Annotated in this window: 17 protein-coding genes and 2 pseudogenes; 18 read left to right on the top strand and 1 reads right to left on the bottom strand. The window is 40.5% G+C overall.

Annotated features, from left to right (window positions below; genetic code table 11):
- The first annotated feature begins 1 nt into the window (after position 1).
- The 4 genes and pseudogenes from A3GS_RS0100210 to tnpA all read left to right on the top strand — a co-directional run bounded on the left by A3GS_RS0100210 (position 2) and on the right by tnpA (position 3,424).
- Positions 2-862, top strand: a complete 861-nt coding sequence (locus A3GS_RS0100210) for a VOC family protein (RefSeq protein ID WP_018363415.1) — start codon at positions 2-4, stop codon at positions 860-862.
- A 76-nt stretch (positions 863-938) separates the two neighbouring features.
- Complete coding sequence (locus tag A3GS_RS0100205; protein ID WP_018363414.1) at positions 939-2,039, top strand: lactate oxidase; 1,101 nt, start codon at positions 939-941, stop codon at positions 2,037-2,039.
- A 144-nt stretch (positions 2,040-2,183) separates the two neighbouring features.
- On the top strand, positions 2,184-2,624 hold the full coding sequence (locus A3GS_RS0100200; RefSeq protein ID WP_018363413.1) for an Rrf2 family transcriptional regulator: 441 nt from the start codon (positions 2,184-2,186) through the stop codon (positions 2,622-2,624).
- A 382-nt stretch (positions 2,625-3,006) separates the two neighbouring features.
- Positions 3,007-3,424, top strand: a pseudogene (gene tnpA, locus A3GS_RS12100) (IS200/IS605 family transposase).
- A 17-nt stretch (positions 3,425-3,441) separates the two neighbouring features.
- Here the strand turns inward: tnpA and A3GS_RS12590 are convergent.
- Positions 3,442-4,220, bottom strand: a pseudogene (locus A3GS_RS12590) (IS5 family transposase); the annotation flags it as partial.
- A gap of 401 nt (positions 4,221-4,621) precedes the next feature.
- Between A3GS_RS12590 and A3GS_RS0100185 the strand changes: the two are divergent.
- The 14 genes from A3GS_RS0100185 (at position 4,622) to A3GS_RS0100120 (ending at position 21,222) form a co-directional block, all read left to right on the top strand.
- Entirely contained in the window at positions 4,622-5,179 is a 558-nt protein-coding gene (locus tag A3GS_RS0100185; protein ID WP_026216197.1) for a TMEM175 family protein, read from the top strand.
- A gap of 119 nt (positions 5,180-5,298) precedes the next feature.
- On the top strand, positions 5,299-6,498 hold the full coding sequence (locus A3GS_RS0100180) for an iron-containing alcohol dehydrogenase (protein WP_018363409.1): 1,200 nt from the start codon (positions 5,299-5,301) through the stop codon (positions 6,496-6,498).
- A gap of 37 nt (positions 6,499-6,535) precedes the next feature.
- The gene (locus A3GS_RS0100175) at positions 6,536-7,390 is read left to right on the top strand and encodes an aldo/keto reductase (RefSeq protein ID WP_018363408.1); all 855 of its coding nucleotides are present in this window, start codon (positions 6,536-6,538) and stop codon (positions 7,388-7,390) included.
- Positions 7,391-7,607: 217 nt separating this feature from the next.
- A complete protein-coding gene (locus tag A3GS_RS0100170) occupies positions 7,608-8,120 on the top strand; it encodes a GNAT family N-acetyltransferase (protein WP_026216196.1) in 513 nt (170 codons plus the stop codon).
- Between the two features lie 177 nt (positions 8,121-8,297).
- Positions 8,298-9,155 carry an alpha/beta hydrolase gene (locus A3GS_RS0100165; protein WP_018363406.1) on the top strand — a complete coding sequence of 286 codons (858 nt, stop codon included), beginning with the start codon at positions 8,298-8,300 and terminating at the stop codon, positions 9,153-9,155.
- Between the two features lie 147 nt (positions 9,156-9,302).
- Positions 9,303-11,204: an Eco57I restriction-modification methylase domain-containing protein gene (locus A3GS_RS0100160; protein WP_018363405.1), complete on the top strand. Its 1,902-nt coding sequence runs from the start codon at positions 9,303-9,305 to the stop codon at positions 11,202-11,204.
- Positions 11,205-11,208: 4 nt separating this feature from the next.
- Entirely contained in the window at positions 11,209-12,546 is a 1,338-nt protein-coding gene (locus tag A3GS_RS11950; RefSeq protein WP_018363404.1) for an AbiH family protein, read from the top strand.
- A gap of 63 nt (positions 12,547-12,609) precedes the next feature.
- On the top strand, positions 12,610-13,335 hold the full coding sequence (locus A3GS_RS0100150) for a Fic family protein (protein WP_018363403.1): 726 nt from the start codon (positions 12,610-12,612) through the stop codon (positions 13,333-13,335).
- Positions 13,336-13,340: 5 nt separating this feature from the next.
- Positions 13,341-16,634, top strand: a complete 3,294-nt coding sequence (locus A3GS_RS0100145) for a DEAD/DEAH box helicase family protein (RefSeq protein ID WP_018363402.1) — start codon at positions 13,341-13,343, stop codon at positions 16,632-16,634.
- Between the two features lie 315 nt (positions 16,635-16,949).
- The gene (locus tag A3GS_RS0100140; protein WP_156808846.1) at positions 16,950-17,324 is read left to right on the top strand and encodes a hypothetical protein; all 375 of its coding nucleotides are present in this window, start codon (positions 16,950-16,952) and stop codon (positions 17,322-17,324) included.
- Between the two features lie 142 nt (positions 17,325-17,466).
- Entirely contained in the window at positions 17,467-19,218 is a 1,752-nt protein-coding gene (locus A3GS_RS0100135) for a glycerophosphodiester phosphodiesterase (protein WP_018363400.1), read from the top strand.
- A gap of 182 nt (positions 19,219-19,400) precedes the next feature.
- Positions 19,401-19,922: a hypothetical protein gene (locus tag A3GS_RS0100130; protein WP_018363399.1), complete on the top strand. Its 522-nt coding sequence runs from the start codon at positions 19,401-19,403 to the stop codon at positions 19,920-19,922.
- A gap of 71 nt (positions 19,923-19,993) precedes the next feature.
- Positions 19,994-20,374 (top strand): DUF1149 family protein, encoded by a 381-nt coding sequence (locus A3GS_RS0100125; RefSeq protein WP_018363398.1) that lies wholly within the window; start codon positions 19,994-19,996, stop codon positions 20,372-20,374.
- Entirely contained in the window at positions 20,374-21,222 is an 849-nt protein-coding gene (locus tag A3GS_RS0100120) for a DegV family protein (protein WP_018363397.1), read from the top strand. Before A3GS_RS0100125 ends, A3GS_RS0100120 begins: the two co-directional genes overlap by 1 nt.
- The last annotated feature ends 1 nt before the right edge of the window (position 21,223 follow it).

The following is a 21,223-nucleotide window of genomic DNA, read 5'->3' as shown; positions in this document are numbered from 1 at the left end:
TATGACTTATGCTTATCAGTCAAAGATTCGGTTAGGCGAGGTTGTGATTAACGTACATGACCTAGACAAACAAACTCTTTTTTATACGACTTTCATTGGTTTTAAGATTTTGTATCAGACAACAGATGAGGTGGCCTTGGGTATTGGGGGTTCTGATGAGATACTGATGCGTCTGGTAAAGACAGATTTGTCTGCTCAGAATAATTATGGTCTTTATCATACAGCTATCTTGGTGCCAGACCGACCAAGTCTGGGAGCAGCGCTTAGGCACCTTCTGACAAGCGGCGTTCCCCTAACTGGTGGAGCCGACCACGGCTACAGCGAAGCTATTTACCTAGACGACATTGAGGGTAATGGAATTGAGATTTATTGTGATAAGCCTGTCGAGGAATGGGATATTCGTGAGAATGGCCGTATTATCGGTGTGACTGAGGAGATGGATGCTAATGGTGTTTTGGCAGAAGCCTCTAGCCAAGAGATTTTTGCTCTTAGCTCTGGCACTGTAGTTGGTCACGTTCATTTGAGCGTCAAAAATGCGGGTGCCTCCTCAAAACTTTATCAGCGGGTTTTCGATTTAGGAGATAAGATGACCATTCCAACGGCATCATGGATAGCCTCAGGAAATTATCATCATCAACTGGCTTTCAATCAATGGGCAGGTTCAAACTTGCCAAAGCGTCAGGCGGGATTGCCGGGACTCAATCATTTAACAATTAAGATTAGCGATGCCATTTTCTTTAAGGCTTCTTTGAAGAAAGCAAATCTATATGGCATGACTTTACTGGAAGAAGCAGAGAGCTCTTTCTTAGTAGAGGATAGTGATGGTATCCGAACAAAGGTTATCCTTGAACAAACGACCTAATGTTTCCGATTTTTAACACTAAGACCTACTAAAGTACGATTTAACTTTTAACGAGAAAAAGAGAGAAGGTATTTTTATGACAATGACAAATGGTTATTTTCAATCAGACAAAGAAGAAAAGATTGATATTCTCAATCTTCCAAGCCTTGAAGCACGCGCTAAGGAAATTATTCCTAAAGGCGGCTTTGGTTACATTACTGAGGGGGCAGAGGACGAGTGGACATTGAAAGAAAACACAGAGTCTTTCAATCATGTGCAAATCGTTCCACGTATTTTGACATCTGTCGAAAATCCCTCAACGGAGACTGAAATCTTCGGCACTAAAATTTCCATGCCAATCATCATGGCACCTGCTGCTGCCCAAGGCTTAGCGCATGCTCGTGGTGAATTGGCAACGGCAGAAGGTATGGCAGCTGCAGGCACCATTATGTCGCAATCAACCTATGGCACAACGACAATTGCTGAAACAGCAGCAGCCGGTCAAGGCGCTCCACAATTTTTCCAACTGTACATGAGCAAGGATTGGTCTGTTAATGAAGCTTGGCTGGATGAAGCGGTCAAGGCTGGGGTCAAGGCTATTATCATGACTGTTGACTCTATGCTAGGTGGCTACCGTGAAGCGGATATCATAAACAACTTTCAATTTCCACTGCCTATGGGCAATCTAGCTAAATTAGCAGAAGGTAGTGAAGGTAAGGGCATCAGCGAAATCTATGCAGCAGCTGCTCAAGTTATCCTTCCAGAAGATATCAAGCGCGTGGCCGATTATACAGGCCTGCCAGTTATCGTCAAGGGTGTCCAAGACCCAGATGATGCCGAAACGGCTATGCAAGCGGGCGCATCAGGTATCTGGGTGTCTAATCATGGTGGTCGTCAGTTAAATGGTGGTCCAGCTTCTTTTGATACTTTGGCAGCAATAGCAGAGCGCGTCAACAAACGTGTCCCTATAATCTTCGATAGTGGTGTCCGCCGTGGATCACATGTCTTTAAAGCTTTGGCAAGCGGAGCAGACCTCGTTGCCCTTGCTCGTCCAGTTATTTATGGCCTTGCACTTGGGGGTGCCCAAGGAGCCCAAGCTGTTGTTGAACACTTGAACAAGGAACTTAAGATTGATATGCAGTTGGCTGGTACACAAACCATCGAAGATGTTAAAAAAGCCAAATTAATTCGTCGCTAAACTTGTCAGCTGGTCAAAGTCATGATAGAGTAGTATTCGAAGAACAGCATGTCAAACGCAGCCTTAAAACCTAATGAGCTACAGCTGAGGTTAGGTAGTAGAGTTTGATGGACTAAAAAAACAGAAAATGACTTTGGAGATATCATGGCAAATCATCGATTGAGCGACCTATTACAGATCTTAGTGTATGTTGAGGTACATCATACAGAAACTATCAGCAGCGAGCGCTTGGCAGCTAGTTTGAAAAGTAATCCCAGTCTCGTTCGACAAATGCTGTCTCAGCTTCGTAAAGCTGGCATCATCACCACTCAAAGAGGGAAGGTGGGGTTCCGCATTGAGAAACCCTTGGCTGAATTGACTGTTTTGGATGTTTATCGTACGATTGATAATCAGGGGGATTTGCTGAAGGTGGACCAAAATACGGCTAAGACTTGTAGTGTTGGTGTGGCTTTTCCAGAAGTTTTGCAGAGCCATTACCATGACATTCAAAAACAGGCTGAAGCCCAAATGGCTAAGATCAGTCTCAAGCAATTGGTTGATGAGACCCGACAAAATATTTTGGACCATACCCAATCAGGAGGCTAAGAACGTTAACAATTACCTACACAATAATTACTAGTAATATTGAACAAGCTGCAAGGTTTGTTTCTGTGGAAGGTTTCGTGGCATAAGAGCTGCGTAAAGTCCCAACTTTGTAAAAATCTCTATTAGCTATAGCAGTTGAAGTAGATGGGGAAATCCTTGAGTATCTAAATAGCGAACATTTGGAAACTGTCTTTGATTACTTTAATAGATCAGTAGGACTCCGCCTCATGGCGGAGCCCTTATTATGGCTTCGAGCCAGTTTTTCTCGTAGAGAAAAACAAGAAAACCACCAGCTATGCTGGTGGCTGCCAAGGCTTTGAGCTTCCATTTCTTTTTCCTGTTATAATCTAATTGTTCAGGTTAGATCAAGGAGGAAAAAGAAATGGCTAAAACCAGTTACAGTTTATCACATACCAAATGGATGTGCTCTATCACATAGTTTTCACACCAAAGTACCGCAGAAAATCCATTTACTACAAAATTAGACAGGCCTTAATTGATATTTTCCGTCACCTATGTCAATACAAGGGCGTGGAAATCATTGAGGGACATATGATGCTAGATCATGTTCATATGCTCGTCTTGATACCACCAAAACTTTCGATTTCCGATTTCATGGGGTATTTGAAAAGTAAAAGTGCTCTCATGATATTGATAAATACGCTAATTTAAAATATAAGTATGGAAATCGAAAGTTTTGGGCTAGAGGCTACTATGTGAGTACCGTTGGACTGAACGAAAAGACGGTAGCAAAATATATTCACGAGCAGGAGAAAAATGACATCGCACTTGATTCTTAAATAGACTTGTTCGGTAACTACATCATCTTATGGTTGATGATGCCACAAATCAACTCAGCTCTTAAGTCAAACCGCTTCCTACGATTACGATAAGGCTGTGCCATGATTTGAAAAGTTTTAAATTTGGCCTTAAAGTGCTCAACTTCAATACGCATTTTAGCTATCTCACGATTCAACTCTTTATCCTCTTGGGTTAAGGGGTGATTTCTAGAACGTTTAGCAGGAATAAAGGTATTTTCGTGAAATTTCATGATGCCTAAATACCCTAAATCTACGAAAACAAGGGTACTTTGGGGCAAACTATAGCCAATACTCTCCTTAAAAAGGGTAAAATCATGCGTATGGCCATCTGAAAAAGCCAATTGACAAGCACGATGGCTGGTTAAGTTAAGCAGGATTTGAGTTTTTACGGTATGTCTCTTCTTTTTACCAGAATAATTCTTGCTTTGGTTTTTTTAGGGCGTTGAATAGGACTTTCAGTGACATCAATGGCAACAGTGGCGCTAGGTGCTTCCAAGTGGTCTAAATCAAAGAGGCCAGAAGAACGAAGGCTGTCCTCTACCCAGGTAATGGTCTCATTGACAGTTGCCACACCTACACCAAAATCAAAGGCCAACAAGCGTTGAGTGGGGTAATAGCGCAAGTAACGCAAGGTCATAATGAGCTGGTCTTCCATACTTAAACGGCGTGGGCGTCCACCTTTTCGATGTTGCTCTTGATAAGCGTCAGTGAGACAATCAAGCATCAGTTGAAACAAATACAGAAGTTGAGCCTGGCTCGGCTTCTTTTTTACTCCTTATGAGAGAAGGACTGGGGAAAAACAGCCTTAGATAGAAGTGCTGAACTGTGAATACAGGTTCTTATAGCCAGACCTTCGGGAAATTGATTAGAGGGTTAATCTAACTGTTGACAGACAAAACTAACTCTCTGGTAAAGCAGTTAGGTCTCCGACAGTCAAGTTGACCACTTTCAACAGTCTATCTGGATTGCTGAAAAATCTAACTAATAAATGAAATAGTTCATCAGAATTACATTTATGAAAGCCCGTCAACAATTTTGACAAGATAGCTAAGTTTATGCGGAAGAAAGGTATGTTTATGGAGTCGTCTGGTATTTTATATTTTGCAGGAAGTCCGTTCAATTGTTAATTTTCATGTGCTATAATAATAACTGTAATATGGAGGTAGAATTTTGGAGATGTCAAAAGAACGCTTAGTAGCTTTTACAGATGCCGTCATTGCTATCATTATGACGATTTTAATTTTGGAGTTAAAGAAGCCAGCCGTTTTGACTTGGGCGGCTGTCCTTGATTTGCGAATGAATTTTTTTGCCTATATGATATCTTTTTTCTGGATTGGCACTATGTGGGTCAATATGCACTGCGCTTGGGACCATGTGAAGAAAATCAATAACAAGCTGGTTTGGATCTCCCTGCTTTTGCTCTTTTTTGCATCTTTCTTTCCTTATACGACCAGCATTGTAGCAGATAACTTCAATAGCTCTGTTGCGCAAACCCTCTATGGTGTTGTTGTCTTGTTGGTTTCCTTTACCAACGTTTGGATGTATGCAGAATTAGCCAAAGTAGCTGATAATAAAAGATCGCAAACCATTTCTAAAAATCATAATCGCATGATGTCTTGGGATATTATCATTAAGCTAGTTGGTATGATGTTAACCTTGACTATTTTCCCAGCAGGTGTGATGCTAGCAGTCTTGGTTACAGCAGTCTTCATTATCCTACCTAGGTCTCTCTAAAGGCTTATCAGTTGATAGGCTTTTTATGTTTGTGCTGTGAGCCTGACAAAACCCTCCTCCTTCAATTTGTGCTACAATTATAGACAAAGATAGAAGAATTTCCATCAAGGGAGTTAAGTATGAAACAATTTTTATTACGCGGTCAGCAGTTGGTGACCATTGCTTTTTTGGAAGGGCAGTTAAAAAGATTACCTAATTTAATCGAGGGGGAAGATGCACTTTTACAGGTGCCATCGGTTTTACAAGATCAGTCTCTTAAGCATGCATTGGTTGTGACTACTGCAGGTTTTATCAGGCGAGGGACTTTAAAGCCTTTCTTTGAGACTTTGACTAATCAGGGCATTGCTTACACGATTTATTCAGAAGTCATTCCTGATCCAGATATTGCGTGTGTGGAGAAGGGTTATAAACTTTACTATCAGAATGGCTGTGATGCTATTGTTGCCATTGGCGGAGGTTCTGCTATGGACTGTGCTAAAATCATCGGTGCTCGAGTGGCCAATCCTGATAAGACGGTTGAGGATATGACTGGTAATATGAAGATCCGTAAAAATCTGCCTCCGTTTTTTGCAGTGCCAACGACAGCTGGCTCGGGTTCGGAGGTGACAGCAGGAGCAGTTATTACAGAACCTGCTGGCAGTCGTAAGTATCCTATTTTTGATTTTGTGCTGATGCCGACTTATGCGGTCTTGGATCCTAAACTTTTGCTAAATTTGCCACCTTTCATGACAGCTGCATCTGGTATGGATGCCCTGACTCATGCGGTTGAGGCATACACCAATAAATTCCATCACAAGGCAGCAGCTGACTACGCCAAGAAAGCCGTTAGCTTGATTATGGCCAATCTGGAAAAAGCAGTGGCTAACGGCCAAAATCTATATGCTCGCCACCAGATGCTAAAAGGCTCTTATTATGCAGGCATAGCCTTTAACGTTGCCTTGGTTGGTTATGTTCATGCTATTTCTCACGGCATCGGCGGCCGTTACCATTTACAGCATGGGCAGATTAATGCTAGCCTCTTACCTTTGGTGCTTGAGGCTTATGGCAAAGCCGCGCATAAGAGTTTGGCAGACTTAGCTGATCTAGTCGGTTTAAGCGGACAGACAGAGGCGGATAAAGCACAAGCCTTTATCCAAAAAATCCGCGACCTACGAAGTGCTATAAATCTACCTGCTGGAATCCCTGATATTCAGGAGGCAGATATAGCCGATCTGGCTGCAGGTGCCGAAAAAGAAGGCAACCCGATCTATCCAACACCAGTCACTTGGCAGCAAGCAGACTTTGAAATTATTTTGCGGAAAGTGAAAGCTGAGCATTAAGGCAATCAGATGAAGATAAAGAGAAGAGAGGTAGTCTATGGAATACGTCACATTAAATAACGGTGTGAAAATGCCCAAACTTGGACTTGGTGTCATGAAGATGACCGACCCTGTTCAGTCAGAGGAGGCTATTGTGGCTGCGCTAGAAATGGGTTATCCTATGATTGACACAGCGGCAGTCTATGGCAATGAAGACATTGTTGGTCGTGCCATCAAGCGTGTTAAGGTCAAACGGGAAGATATTTTTGTGATCTCAAAACTCTGGGTGTCAGACATGTCTTACGAAGGTGCCAAACGCGGTCTAGAAAGTTCGCTTGAAAAATTACACTTGGACTACATTGACCTCTATGTGCTTCACCAACCCATCGGGGATATTTATGGGGCATGGCGCTATTTGACCGAAGCCTATAAGGCAGGCAAAATTCGTGCCATCGGAGTGGATAATTTCACGCAAGCTAAGCTAGTGGAATTTATCAAATTCAATGAAGTTAAGCCTGCTGTTAATCTCATTCAGGCCAATGTTTTCCATCAGCGGCAAGCAGATCATGCAGTTATGGCTGCGCGTGATGTGCAAATGGTGGCTTGGCAGCCTTTTGCAGCTGGTAGTGAAGACCTTTTCACCCAACCAGACCTAGTCAAGATTGCCAAGGAGCATGGTAAAACGGTGGCGCAAGTAGTTCTTCGATGGCTAACCCAGCAAGATATTGTGACCGTACCTAAGTCAAGCAATCTCAAACGTCTAGCTGAGAACTTAGACATCTTTGATTTTAGATTGACGGACAAGGATATGCAGGCTATCACCAGTCTGGACTTAGGTGGTGGCTTTACCCTACCAGAAGATGCAGATGGCTTTGAGCGTGTGCTTGATATGTGGAATAAGACGTTTGACTAAGGTGACTTATGGATAAGAAAACCAGCATAGCTTGGCTATGTTGGTTTTTTCAGCAGGGGGGGAATTTTGAAGGAATGACTCGCTTTACTGTTGGAGTGCATGTTTTGCGTTATCATCGGCTATGCCACTAAAAGGAATGCTTGCCAGTTTCAGCGCTGTCCATTTCTCAAAACGTGCTATAATAAAGGACAACTATGTGAAGAAAGAAGGAAAAGAAATGACTGAATTAAAGCTACGTCCTCTCAAGTTAGAGGAAAAAGAAATCTTTATCAAAGATATTCAGGAAGCCTTTCAAAAGGCTTATGTGGATGTCAATGGGGAGCTTGATGAGCCTATTATCCCAAGAGAAGATATTGAGGAAGCTTTCGCTGCTGAGGGTTCTGAGGCTTATTTTGCGGTGCTTGATGGTCAAGTGGTCGGTGGTACGGTTGTTACTATCAAACCCCAAACCCAGCATAATCATTTAGATCTACTCTATGTTAAGGTTGGTGGACAAAATCGTGGCCTTGGTCAGCAGATTTGGCAAGCTATTGAAGTCCTCTACCCTGAGACCAAGGTTTGGGAAACTGATACACCCTATTTTGATAAGCGCAATCTTCATTTTTACATCAATCGTTGTGGTTTCAAGGTCGTTGAATTTTACAACGCTAACCATATGGAGCCGGGCAAGGAGGATAAATTCCCAGAAGAAGGAAGTGAGTTTTTCCGTTTTGAGAAAGTCATGAAATAAGAAAGCCAGCATAGTAGTTTGTGCTGGTTTTTTTTTATAGATGATTCCCTTACTGATAATATAGGTATTTGGTCACTGGCTGAAAACAGTCGAAATGTCACGGAACAGCTGACAAAGAATCATTAAAACTTTATCTTTTCTCATATTTTCTATAAGATAGAGGAAAAGGAGACTATCATGAAGAAAAAAATCGGATTTGGTTTAGTCATAGTTGCCCTTATCATGGCTGTTTACTTGACCTATCAATCTTGGCAGAGGCAACAAGCTTTAAAGCATTTCACGCATTCTAACGTTCCAACGCTCTTTTTCCACGGAGGTGGCAGTTCTTATCACGCTGAGGAGCACATGGTGGGTGCAGCTAAGAAAGCTGGCGCATCAGCTGGCAGTATCATCGCTTTTGTGGACAAGAATGGTCAGGTGACGCTCAGAGGTCACTTCAAGAACAATTCCCAAAATCCCATCGTCATGGTTAATTTTGAAAACAGCACTAACTTCAACTTTGCAGATCGTGGTCGCTATGCGACCAATGTTGTCAAAGCTTTGCGTAAGGAGTACAAATTCAGTAAGGTCAACATGGTTGGCCATTCAGCAGGTAATATTGCCATCGTTTATTACATGTTGCAAAATGGTGGTAATCAGGATATGCCTCAGTTGCAGAAGTACGTGGCCATCGCTGGGCATTTTGCAGGTTTAAACTTCAAAGAAATACCTGACGCCATCAAGCAACCAGCTGGTTTGACCTTGGACAGTCAGGGCAAACCTAACAAGATGAATGCTACCTATCAAGAAATGACTCAGCTGCGCAAGACTTACCCAGCCCATCAAACTCAAGTTCTTAATATCATTGGTGATATTGGCGGTCATACGGATGGCACGGTGCCAAATGTTTCTTCCCTATCACTAAAGTATCTCATCGCTAACCGTGCCAAGTCTTATGAAGAAAAGACTTTTAAAGGTAGAGGAGCCAAACACTCAGCTCTGCACAACAATGCCAAGGTTGATAAGACTTTAATTGCTTATCTATGGAGTAAGTAATAGAATCAAAACAACCAGTTCACACTAGTGGTTTTGATTAAGATTTAGCTAGCATAGGTGGTAACTTGTCTCGAAAAGCTAAGTGTATTTTTAGTTATCAGCTGGCAATATGGTAAAATAATAGTATATCTACTATGTGGAGGTTGCATGGACTTATTTGCACAAGCTGTTGATCTAGATGAGCGCAGGCTCTATCAGCAATCACCAGACATTTTAAAATTATTACTAAAAGATCGGACGACGAAGCGGCATATCGTCTGGGGGACCAGCTCTTATGAGTACCTTGGAAAAGGCTTTGAGAGTTACTCTCCCATAACGGTTAGACAGCTGACAACCTATCATAAGCTGATTCAGCCGCGCTCTGAAAAGACACGCAGTGAGCAAAAGGCGAGAACAAAGGTTAATGCTGAGGTCTTCACACCGACTTGGTTGGTCAAAAAGCAGACAGATTTTGCCGAAGAGGACTTATTAGACTTGTCACTTGAAGACTATACTGATCAGCGCTGGTTAGAAATCACTTGCGGTGAGGCCCCCTATATCGTGACACGCTATGATGCTGTATCGGGAGAGCTTCTGCCCTTATCACGCCGTGTTGGCTTCTTAGATCGAAAGTTAGCGCGCATCTCTGAGGCAGTCGCTAGTGAAGGTCAATGGCTGATGCTGGTTAAGAAAGCCTACCAAGCATCCTATGGTTATGAGTGGCAGGGAGATTCTCTGCTTTTAGCGCGTGAAAATCTCCTCCTAACATTTGAAGATTACTATGAAGCTAAATTTGCCAAAAAAGCAAGCCTAGCAGACCTAAAGGAAATCGCGACCATCATCTCCTATAACCTTTTTCAAATGGATGGACTGAACCACATCAGTCCAAGTACAGACAGTCAAGCAGAAAGCAAGCAACTTAGCCTTTTTGATGATATCCAAATCCTTGACACAGTCGAAATCAAAACACAAATCAAAAACTGGAAGACAAAGAAAATGCTAGGTTTTGAGCGCCTAGCCAGCGGAGAAACTGAAATGAAATTTGATGTTGTTATCGGGAATCCACCGTATCAGGAAGAAGCGCAAGGAACAAGTACTAAAGATTTGCCAATTTATCATAAATTTATTGATGAAGCATATAAAATTAGTGATAAATCTATTCTAATTACACCTGCACGATTTTTATCAAATGCTGGTGGAACTCCTAAATCATGGAATAAAAAAATGCTAGCTGATCCACATGTGAAAGTGCTGTATTTCAAGCAAAAAAGTGGAAATGTTTTTCCTAATACAGATATAAAAGGTGGGGTTGCAATCACTTATAGAGACAAAGACAAGAATTTTGGTGCTATTAAAGTATTTACACCATTTTTTGAATTGCAATCAATAATGAAAAAAGTTACCAGTGTTAACTTTTTGTCAATATCTGATTATGTTACTAATAGGGGTTCTTACAGATATTCAGATAAAATATATGAAGTTTATCCAGATTTAATGAAGAGAGTTTCAGATAGAAGGTTAGCATCTAATGCATTTCAAAAATTACCAGAACTGTTTTATGATAATAAACCAAATGATGAATTTGAATATGTTCAAATTTATGGTAGAGATAATAATGACAGGTGCTATAAATGGTTTAGACGTGATTTTTTGAAACTTCCATCTAATTTTGAAAAGTACAAAATTGTCCTGCCGAAAGCAAACGGCAGTGGGGCGATTGGCGAAGTCCTATCGACCCCCGTTATCGGGTACCCCGTTATCGGGTACCCCGTTATCGGGTACACAGAGACCTTTATTTCTATTGGAGAATTTGATTATTTACCTGAAGCAGAGGCTTGCTATAAATATATAAAAACAAAATTTTTAAGAGCAATGCTGGGAGTTCTAAAAATTACTCAAGATAACACCAAAACAGTTTGGCAATATGTTCCACTCCAAGATTTCACGGTCAATTCGGACATTGATTGGTCACAATCAGTGGCAGACATTGACCGCCAACTGTATCAAAAATATAACCTATCCCAAGAAGAAATTGATTTTATCGAAGAAAAAGTGAAAGCGATGGAGTAAGCATATGACTAGTGAAACTCTTCCAGTTTCTCCGATAGCTGAGGAGCTATTTATAATTGGTAATGGCTTTGATTTGCAGTGCGGACTTGAAACAACGTATTACAATTTTATAGGTTACATATTGAACAAAAGGGAACAACAGGATAATCAATTAAGTGATGATTATGAACAAATAGTTTCTCAATATGAAAGAATGCTGGCACCTGAATTGAATACGGATATACGCGGGTATGATTGGCTAAGTGTAAAGTTTTCTGACTTTAAATACGATATCAATATTTGGTATCGAATTCTTTTGTATGAAAAGTTAAATAAAAATAGTAATTGGTCTTCTGTAGAAGCAGTTATAGCCACTTATTTAAAAAACTATGATATGATTTCATATCTGACAAAACTCTTTTTTCAAAAAAAGAAGAAACCTAGCTTTTCTGACAATAGAGTGTTGCCAGAAATTAAAGTGAATAATAATTCAAATAGTAGAAATGATGTTTACTATGCGGTACTCTACGGTATTATTTTTAGGGCAGAGGATTCTCTGAGTCTTGATAGTGGAAAACATCTCTATAGTGAGTTGAAAACACTTTTTAGTAGCCCAAATCAAGTAAGTGTAGATACTGTCAAAGAGCTTATTACCTCTGCCTTACTGAACGAATTGAACGAGTTAGAATATGATTTTGAATGTTTCATCAGGTATCGAGTAGAAAAAACTAATAACTATCTGGATTCTGCAAATTTTCTTTTGGAGAGAATGCTAAATCCAGAGGCAGATGCTATCACTTTCGTAGAGCCTAGACCATATCACTTGTTAAGTTTTAACTATACTTCTATTTGGTCAGGAACTGCTAAATCTATTTACTCACCAGAGAAATACTTAGATGTACATGGTAAGTTACCTAAATTAAATATAAAATTTAGTAATATTATTTTTGGGATTGATCATGAAGGAATTGAAGCAAACTCCCTAGAGTATCGTTTTACTAAGACCTACAGAACATTACAATTGTATTCAAGGAATTTTGAAGGTGTTGGTGATAATAGAGATATCTATAGCCCAACAATAAAACGTATAAAATTTTATGGTCATTCCTTAGCAGAAGCTGATTATGCTTATTTTCAACAGATATTTGATTATTATGATTTGTATGACAATCAGGAATTGGAATTGATTTTCTATTACAGTGTTTATGATAATGGGATAGCTGAACAAATTGAACAGAATCAGATGTTGGCTATTTCTCGTTTAATCGAAAAATATGGTCAAACTATGGATAATCAAAATCATGGTAAAAATTTATTAACACGTTTAATACAAACAAATCGATTGAAACTAATAAGGATATAATTATAGAGAAGTTATAAAGGACAAGAACGCCCTTTTTAACACCAGTAAAACCAAAGGAGTAAGATGTCATTACTAGAAAGATTACAGGAAGAAAAATCCTTAAAGGTATCAGGTGGTATCTATCATCGTTTGCAGATTGACTTTGCCTACAATAGCAATCGGATTGAGGGGAGTCGTTTGTCAGAGGAGCAGACGCGCTATATTTATGAGACGCATAGTGTCGGCTTGGATGGGGAAGAGTTTATTCAGCTTGATGATATTTTAGAAACCCTCAATCACTTTGAGGCTTTTGATCAGATGTTAGACAGTGTTGAAGCTCCCTTGACAGAAGACTGGTTCAAAACTTACCACGCTATCTTGAAAAGAGGAACGAGCCAGTCAAAACTTGACCATTATCGTGTCGGAGACTACAAGCTCATCCCAAATGTCATTGGCTTTAGAGAAACTTCCGTCCCAGAAGATGTCGCTGACCATATGCAGCAACTTTTAACTACCTATCACCAGATAGCTAACCCTGATTTTGAAGCTGTCTTGAATTTCCACGTGAACTTTGAGCGGATTCATCCTTTTTCAGATGGTAATGGTCGTGTGGGACGCTTGGCTATGTTCAAGGAAATGCTGCGCTTAGACTTGGTTCCTTTTATCATCACTGACCAAGTCAAACCTTATTATTACCGTGGTTTATCAGAGTGGGGAGAAAACAATGGCTTCTTGATGGATACCTGTTTGAGCTGTCAAGACCAGATGAAAGCCTATCTCGATTATTTTAGAATTGATTACAAGGACTAAAACCTATGACCTTTTCAACAACAGAAAAAGTAAACGTCAGCCGTGAGATTAACCCTGTCATCTACGCTTATGTCACACCAGACAATCCTAAGCATGATGGTTGGATTAAGATTGGAGATACCATCCGTGATGCGGACACGCGCATTAGGGAGCAGACACATACCGCAGGGCTTGCTTATCAAAAATTATGGGTACATCCTGCATTTTTTAAGACAGGTCAGTCTTTTCGAGACCATGCTTTTCATCGCTATCTAGCAAAGCACGAGATTGAACGTGAAGCTGGGCATGAATGGTTCTATTTCAATGGTCATCCTGAAAGAGCAGAAGAGCTCTACTATTCATTTGTCGGTCAGGACTATTCTAAGACTCAGCAAGGCAAACAATCTGACTATGTTCTCCGTGATGAACAAGCACAAGCTATTTCCCAAACCAAAGCCTACTTTGATGCAAACCCTAATCCGCACTATCAAAACTTGCCCAAGTACGCCTACCTTTGGAATGCCAAACCACGCTTTGGGAAGACCCTGTCAACTTATGACCTGATACAGCAGATGGACTTGCAAAACATCCTGATTGTCACCAACCGTCCTGCTATTGCCAATTCTTGGTATGACGATTTTGACCAGTTTGTAGCAGGAAAGACCGACTATAAGTTTGTCTCAGAGTCTGACAGTCTCAAAAACCGATCACCTTTGTCTTATGAAGACTTTAAATCTTTGGCAATATCAAATCCAGATGGTGTGAAACTCTTAACATTTGTCAGTCTGCAAGATTTAAAAGGTTCTCTATACTTTGGTGGTGCTTATAACAAGTTAAAGTGGATTGCTGATTTGAGATGGGATATGCTAGTTATTGATGAGGCACATGAGGGGGTTGACACCTTCAAGACAGATAAGGCTTTTGACCGTATCAAGCGAAAATACACACTGCATCTCTCAGGTACCCCCTTTAAAGCCCTAGCACAAGGCAAATTTAACCAAGAGCAGATTTATAACTGGTCTTACGCTGATGAACAAGAAGCTAAAGTCACTTGGGATATGAGTCGAGAAGATGAAAATCCTTATGAGGATCTGCCTCGATTGAATATGTTAACCTATCAGATGTCCAAGATGATTAGTGAGGATGTGAGACAAGGAGCAGACTTAGGAGAGTCATTTGTTGACTTTGCTTTTGATTTGAATGAATTTTTTGCGACCAACGACTCTGGTAAATTTATCCATGATGCTGAAGTTGATAAGTGGTTGGAGACCCTCACACGAAATGAAAAATACCCTTTTTCAACGAAGAAATTACGGGATGAATTGAAACATACCTTCTGGTTGTTGGATCGTGTGGCATCTGCTAAGGCTTTGAAGAAAAAATTAGAAGACCACCCTGTTTTTGAACATTATGAGGTGATTCTAGCGGCTGGTGATGGTAAAGATGATAATGACGACAGCGCTTTAAGCAGTCAAAAATCTTTGGACAAGGTTCGTAAGGCTGTTAAGGGTTCTAAACGAACCATCACATTATCTGTCGGTCAGCTAACGACAGGTGTGACGATTAAAGAATGGTCAGCGGTATTGATGTTATCTAACCTTAAATCACCCGCTCAGTACATGCAAGCTGCTTTCCGTGCTCAAAATCCCTATACATGGAATGAGGAAGACAAGATTTACAAGAAAGAAAATGCTTATATTTTTGATTTTGCGCCAGAGCGGACACTGATTATCTTTGATGAATTTGCCAATAATTTATCGCTTGCTACTGCTGGAGGTGGTGGAACGAGTGGAGGGCGTGAAGAAAATATCAAACGTCTCTTAAATTTCTTCCCTGTTATTGCGGAAGACCGTGATGGTCAGATGATTGAAGTTGATGCTAGTCAAGTCTTGACCATTCCGCGTCAGATTAAAGCACAAGAGGTCATTAAACGTGGCTTCATGTCTAATTTCCTCTTTGACAATATTTCAGGAATCTTTTCTGCGTCTCAAACGGTACTTGATATCTTGGAAGGTCTACCAGAAGAAAAAGAGGGAAAAGTTCATCAAACAGGTGGCATGCTTGATTTTTCAGGAGTTACCCTTGATGAAAATGGAGATGTCACTGTTTCAGAAGAAATGGTTATCAATAAGCAAGAAGTTCTCTTTGGTGATAAGATTTACGAACTAGAATCTAATGTTGGTCAATTAGTTGAAGAGTCTATCGGTGACAGTTCGTTTGTCAAAGACATGGCTAAAACATTTGCGGACACCTATGCGGACGAATTAACGGCTAGCTATCAGCTAAATAAGCGTGACCAAAAGAGTCTTAATAAGCAGATTGAAGAAACCATTTCTCGACAAATAGCCAGCTTAGAACATGATAGAAAAACAGAACAGTCTATTTTACAACAAGAACTGGATACTCGTCTCAAAGAAGCTAAAGATGATTTGGTTAAGCAGGAAGAGATTAAGCAGGCCTTTGAAGTCAAGCGTCAAGAAATTGACGACGAATATAAGTTATCTGTGAAGCAGCAGTTAGAAGTGACAGCGCGTGAGATGCCAAAACAATTGGTTTGTGACCAAGAAGTAAAAGAGGCAACTAAGGTCAAGAAAACAGCCGAAGAAGATGTTCGTGCTCACTTGCGTGGCTTTGCACGAACCATTCCAAGTTTTATTATGGCTTACGGCGATGAGACACTGACACTGGCTAATTTTGATAAAAAGGTAGATGCAGATGTTTTTCTTGAAGTGACTGGCATTACTGTTGAACAATTTCGTCTGTTGCGTGATGGTGGTTTGCTTGAAGATGAGGAATTTGCCGGTCACCTCTTTGATGAGTCAACCTTCAACGAAGCGATTCAAGAATTTTTACGTAAAAAAGCAGAGCTTAGTAATTATTTTGAAGAAACTGAGGAGGATATTTTCGACTATATCCCACCTCAAAAAACCAATCAGATTTTCACCCCAAAAGCTATCGTGAAGAAGATGGTAAGTGAATTGGAAAAAGAAAATCCAGGCATCTATGATGACTCTAGCAAGACTTTCTTTGACCCTTACATGAAGTCTGGCCTCTACATCACCGAGATTGTCAAACGACTTTATAATAGTACAGTGATTAAAGCAGAAATTCCAGATGCTAAGGATCGTCTGAAACATATCTTGGAAAATCAAGTTTATGGCCTGGCACCAAGTGAAATTATCCATCGCATTGCAACAAACTTTATTTTCGGTAATGTTGCTAGTTCAATCAGTCGTAAGAATTTTGTTCAAAAAGACAGCACTGAAGCTGCGATGAATGGTACCATGAACGACTTGGTGGATGAGGTGTTTGGGAAGTGAGAGTTATATTGTCTTAGAAAGGTTACGCATACGCTTTTTAGGAAAGAAGATCTGGAGCGATGTTTTAGGATAGGAGAATATATGGCTAAGTTTTCTTGTAAATGTGGTCGGGTGATTGATTTTGATAATTACGAGGATTTTGATCAGCCGTTTATCAATTGCCCAAAATGCGGTCGCTTACTGCTATTTAATTAAGATTATGAACTGATTGCTTACTTTGAGCCATTCAAAAAGGCCAAGAATGTTATCGGTCAGGTTCGCTATATCAGTCATGACTTTGATAACTTGGGACTTCAAAGTGGACGAGTTTATAATGTGATAGCTATTGATAGAGGAACCATAACGATTGAAGATTCGAGAAATCAGGAAATGGAGCTACCACTTGCTTTTTATGGAGAAGGTGCCAGCCTTTTTGCTAGCCCTTGGGAGATTATTTTTGATCCAAGTGGAACACTACAGCAGTATCTTGTGCCATGCGATGATTGCAATGATGAAGATCTTGCTGATTGGTTTTGTGAAGTTACCTTTGGAATGGAATTAAGACATTATACCTATCGTTGTGGTCAGGAGATTGTTGAGGGAGACTTTGTTGAGGTTCCTGTCGGAGAATTTGGTACAAGGCTTGCACTTGTGACTAAGGTTCATATGTGTTGTTTAATGAATTGGACCAAGAAATCAGTTTGTTCTTAATGACAAGAGTCATCAGAAATGGTCTTTTCAGGATCGTTAAGTTGGTGGAGAAGGGAAGGCAGCAAGCTTTCCTTTTTTCTTTTTCTTTGTCTTTTTGTGGTAAAATGAAAGAAAGTATTTTACAGAATGGAAATAAAATAACATGTCACGTTTGCGGAAAGATTTAGGTCAAATATATTACAATTTAGATAAGCTTCTCTTGCTCTTTGCGGTTATCTTTGTGGCGCTGGATTTGATTTGGCCGCCTATCAATAGCTGGCTGTCAGAGCGTCTACTTGCCATGACGGGTTATTTTTATCTATCTTATACTAATGCTTTGCAGGTTTTTCTGAACAACTGGTGGGTTGGGATCCTTTTAATCCTGCTCTTTCTGCTTAATATCGGTATCGCTTATGCTCAAATCATTCTTATCATAACTGGCATGAGAGCTTTGTTAAAGGACAAGCCGCAAAGTTTGAAGCAGTATGTCCAGACTGTTCGACATGACTTTAAAGCAGTGCTAGTAAGGACTAGACCTAGCAAGGTACTATTTACTTTACTCTATTTGGTGGTTCTTTTCCCTTATCTGCGCCGCGTTTTCAACATTTACTTTTTAAATAAGTTCCTCATTCCGCAGTTCATCTTGGATTATCTCAAGAATAAGTTTTATCTAGGTGGTTTTTTCTTGATTTTGGTAGTTCTCTTTTTCTATTTAGCAGTCAGGCTCATGTTTGCCTTACCTTATATCCTACTAGAAGATATTACAGTCAAAGAAGCGGTACGGATCTCTTGGCAAAAGACCAGAAAACCTTGGCGATATATGGGAAGACTACTTACCATCTTAGTTGAAGCGAGTTTGCCCTTGCTGCTAGCCGCCTTCCTTGCTCCTTGGCTACAATATTTAGCCGATAAGGCACCTGAAGAAATTTCTTTGACAGTTGCCATTTTGCAATTTATCCTGCTGCGCTTTGTTCAATACTTGGTTCTAAGCTTTCTCATGGTAAGAATTGTTTCACTCTTGTTAGAAAAGGAGATGCCTGTTTACGAACGGTCTCGTCTCCACCATCGTTTTCGATTGCTTATCTTGTTTGTGACGACAATCGTCTTCGCTAGTCAGGGTTTAGCTTTCTTCCTCATTCCCTATCAAAGTTTACCAGTGACCATTTCCCATCGTGGGGTTGATGCTGGTAATGGCGTGCAGAATACTATTCAGTCGCTGGAAAAGACAGCTCAGCTAAAGCCAGATTATATTGAGATGGATATTCAGGAAACCAAGGACGGCCAGTTTGTCATGATGCATGACCCCACTCTTAGTGATTTAGCAGGTGTGGAGCTGACGACGCATGACTTAACCTTGGCCGAGTTAACTCAGATGACTATTTCTGAAAATGGTGTGAAGACCAAGATTTCTTCCTTTGATGCTTACTTGGATAAGGCAGACCAACTTGGTCAGAAGCTCTTGATTGAAATCAAGACCAGTAAGGCTGACTCCTCTCAACTCATGACACATTTCTTACACAAATATGCTAAACGCATCAAAGAAAAAGGCCACCTTATCCATTCATTGGACTATGAAGTCATTGCGGCGGTTAAAAAATATGATAAGACTATTCCCGCATATTTCATTCTGCCTTACAATTCTATTTTCCTAAGAACACTGGCGGATGGCTATACCATGGAACACTCTTCTCTGACATCAGCCTTCATGGACAAGGCTTGGCTCAATGGCAAGGCAGTCCTTGCTTGGACAGTTAATGATGACGAAAATATGGAGAAAATGATAACCTTAGAAGCTGAAGGTATTATTACGGATAATTTAACAGAATTAAAAGCAGTCCTTGCCGACCGCAAGTCTGACAAGAATTACCATGATTTGATGGTGCGTTGGTTAATAGAAAATTATTCGCTCATTTAAGACTGAGTCAAAAACAAAAAGCAATCTGGTTGTACAGAGTAGGCGCTCTTACGACAGATGATTTGCGAGCAACGTAAGCCCGACGCGTTATTTTCAATCTATGCCTTAGCAAGGATAGCTGTTTGGCTTTGTTGGGTGCATCTGACTTTATCTTTTCTAGCAGATGATGGTAAAATGGTTCTATGAAAACTTTTAATACTATTTATGCAAACCATGCGGAGCTGCCTTATTTGGCTCCAAAATATGAAGCGGAATTACTAAGCAAGCCTATTCCAAAACGTAATATGATTCGAACAGAAGAAGGGCTTTTGCCTGGTCACATTATCATGCTTTGGCGGATTAATTTCGGTACTTACACTAATCAGTCATCTCATCATAAATATTTCTATACGACCTATGGCATTGATGCCCAGAAGGAGTTAGACTGGCTGATTGAGCAAGGGTATGTCAAGCTCGATACAGCTTTTGATTCTCTCAGGCACTTATCAGCTCCTAAACTGAAGGAATTTTTAAAGGTTAAGGGAGTAGCTGGTCTATCTAAGATGAAACGACAGGACTTGGACAAAGCCGTGGCGGAAAACTATAGCGAAGAGGAATTAGGCAGGCTTTTTGACCTGCGGAGCTATGCTATTTTACCGAAGGGAGAAACTATCCTAAGCAAGTACCCAGAGATTATCGCCAAGCACCCGCAAAAGAAATTCTAGGGAGCTTAAGACCCTTTTATAATGCCTGAAATTATGCTATAATACATGTAATTGTCTGTAAGGAGAAGAGTATGGAAGTCGTAAGAGAACAAGAATTTGTTAACCAATATCACTATGATGCCCGTAATTTGGAATGGGAAAAAGAAAACGGAACACCTGAAACAAATTTTGAGGTGACTTTCCAACTAGTTAATAAGGATACTGAAAATACGGTAACATCAATCGTTTCAGTCTTGCAATTCACCATCGTGCGTGATGAATTTGTCATCAACGGGGTGATTTCACAAATGGTTCACATCCAAGACCGTATCGTGAATGAACCAAGTGAATTTTCACAAGAAGAAGTTGAAGGTTTGGCTGCGCCCCTGCTCGATATGGTTCAGCGTTTGACCTATGAAGTAACTGAGATTGCCTTGGATCGTCCAGGTATGAATTTGGAGTTTAATAGTTAATGAAATTAGCGGTTATTACGGATTCGACAGCTGTGTTGCCTCAGAGCTTGGCAACGCATGAAGACCTATATGTTCTAGATATCCCAATCATGATTGAAGGTCAGTCCTATATTGAAGGCAAGAACCTGACCTTAGATGACTTTTATCAAAAGATGGCGGATTCAGACGAGTTGCCAAAGACCAGCCAGCCAAGTCTCGCAGAGCTTGATGACCTTCTTTCTGTTTTGCCATCTCAGGGTTATACCCACGTCATCGGTCTTTTCCTTTCATCGGGCATTTCAGGTTTCTGGCAAAATATCCAGTTTCTGATTGATGAGCATTCAGAGATGACCATTGCTTTTCCTGATAGCAAGATTACTTCGGCTCCGCTTGGTAGCATGGTTGAAAATACTTTGGCTTGGGCCGCTAAGGGCGATGATTTTACAACTATTTTGGATAAATTAGCGGTGCAGATTGACAAAACCAGTGCTTTTATCATGGTAGATGACCTCAATCATCTGGTTAAGGGGGGGCGTTTGTCAAATGGCTCTGCTATTTTGGGAAATCTTCTGTCCATCAAACCTATTCTCTATTTTGATAAGACGGGAACTATCGTTGTTTATGAAAAAGTGCGTACGGAGAAGAAGGCCATCAAGCGTTTGGTTGAGGTCTTAGAAGAAGTTACCAAAGATGGGAATTATAAGATCTTCATTATTCATTCGCGAGCTGAAGAAAAAGCGCAACAATTTTATCAACTCTTAGCCGAAGGTGGTCATGATAAAAATCTTGAGATTGTTACCTTTGACGGTGTTATCGCCACTCACCTGGGAGCTGGTGCAGTAGCCTTTGGTTTTACACCGATTTTGTAAG

This window comes from Streptococcus caballi DSM 19004 (genome assembly GCF_000379985.1).
Lineage (GTDB): Bacteria > Bacillota > Bacilli > Lactobacillales > Streptococcaceae > Streptococcus > Streptococcus caballi.
This window is presented reverse-complemented; position numbering and strand designations above follow the sequence as displayed.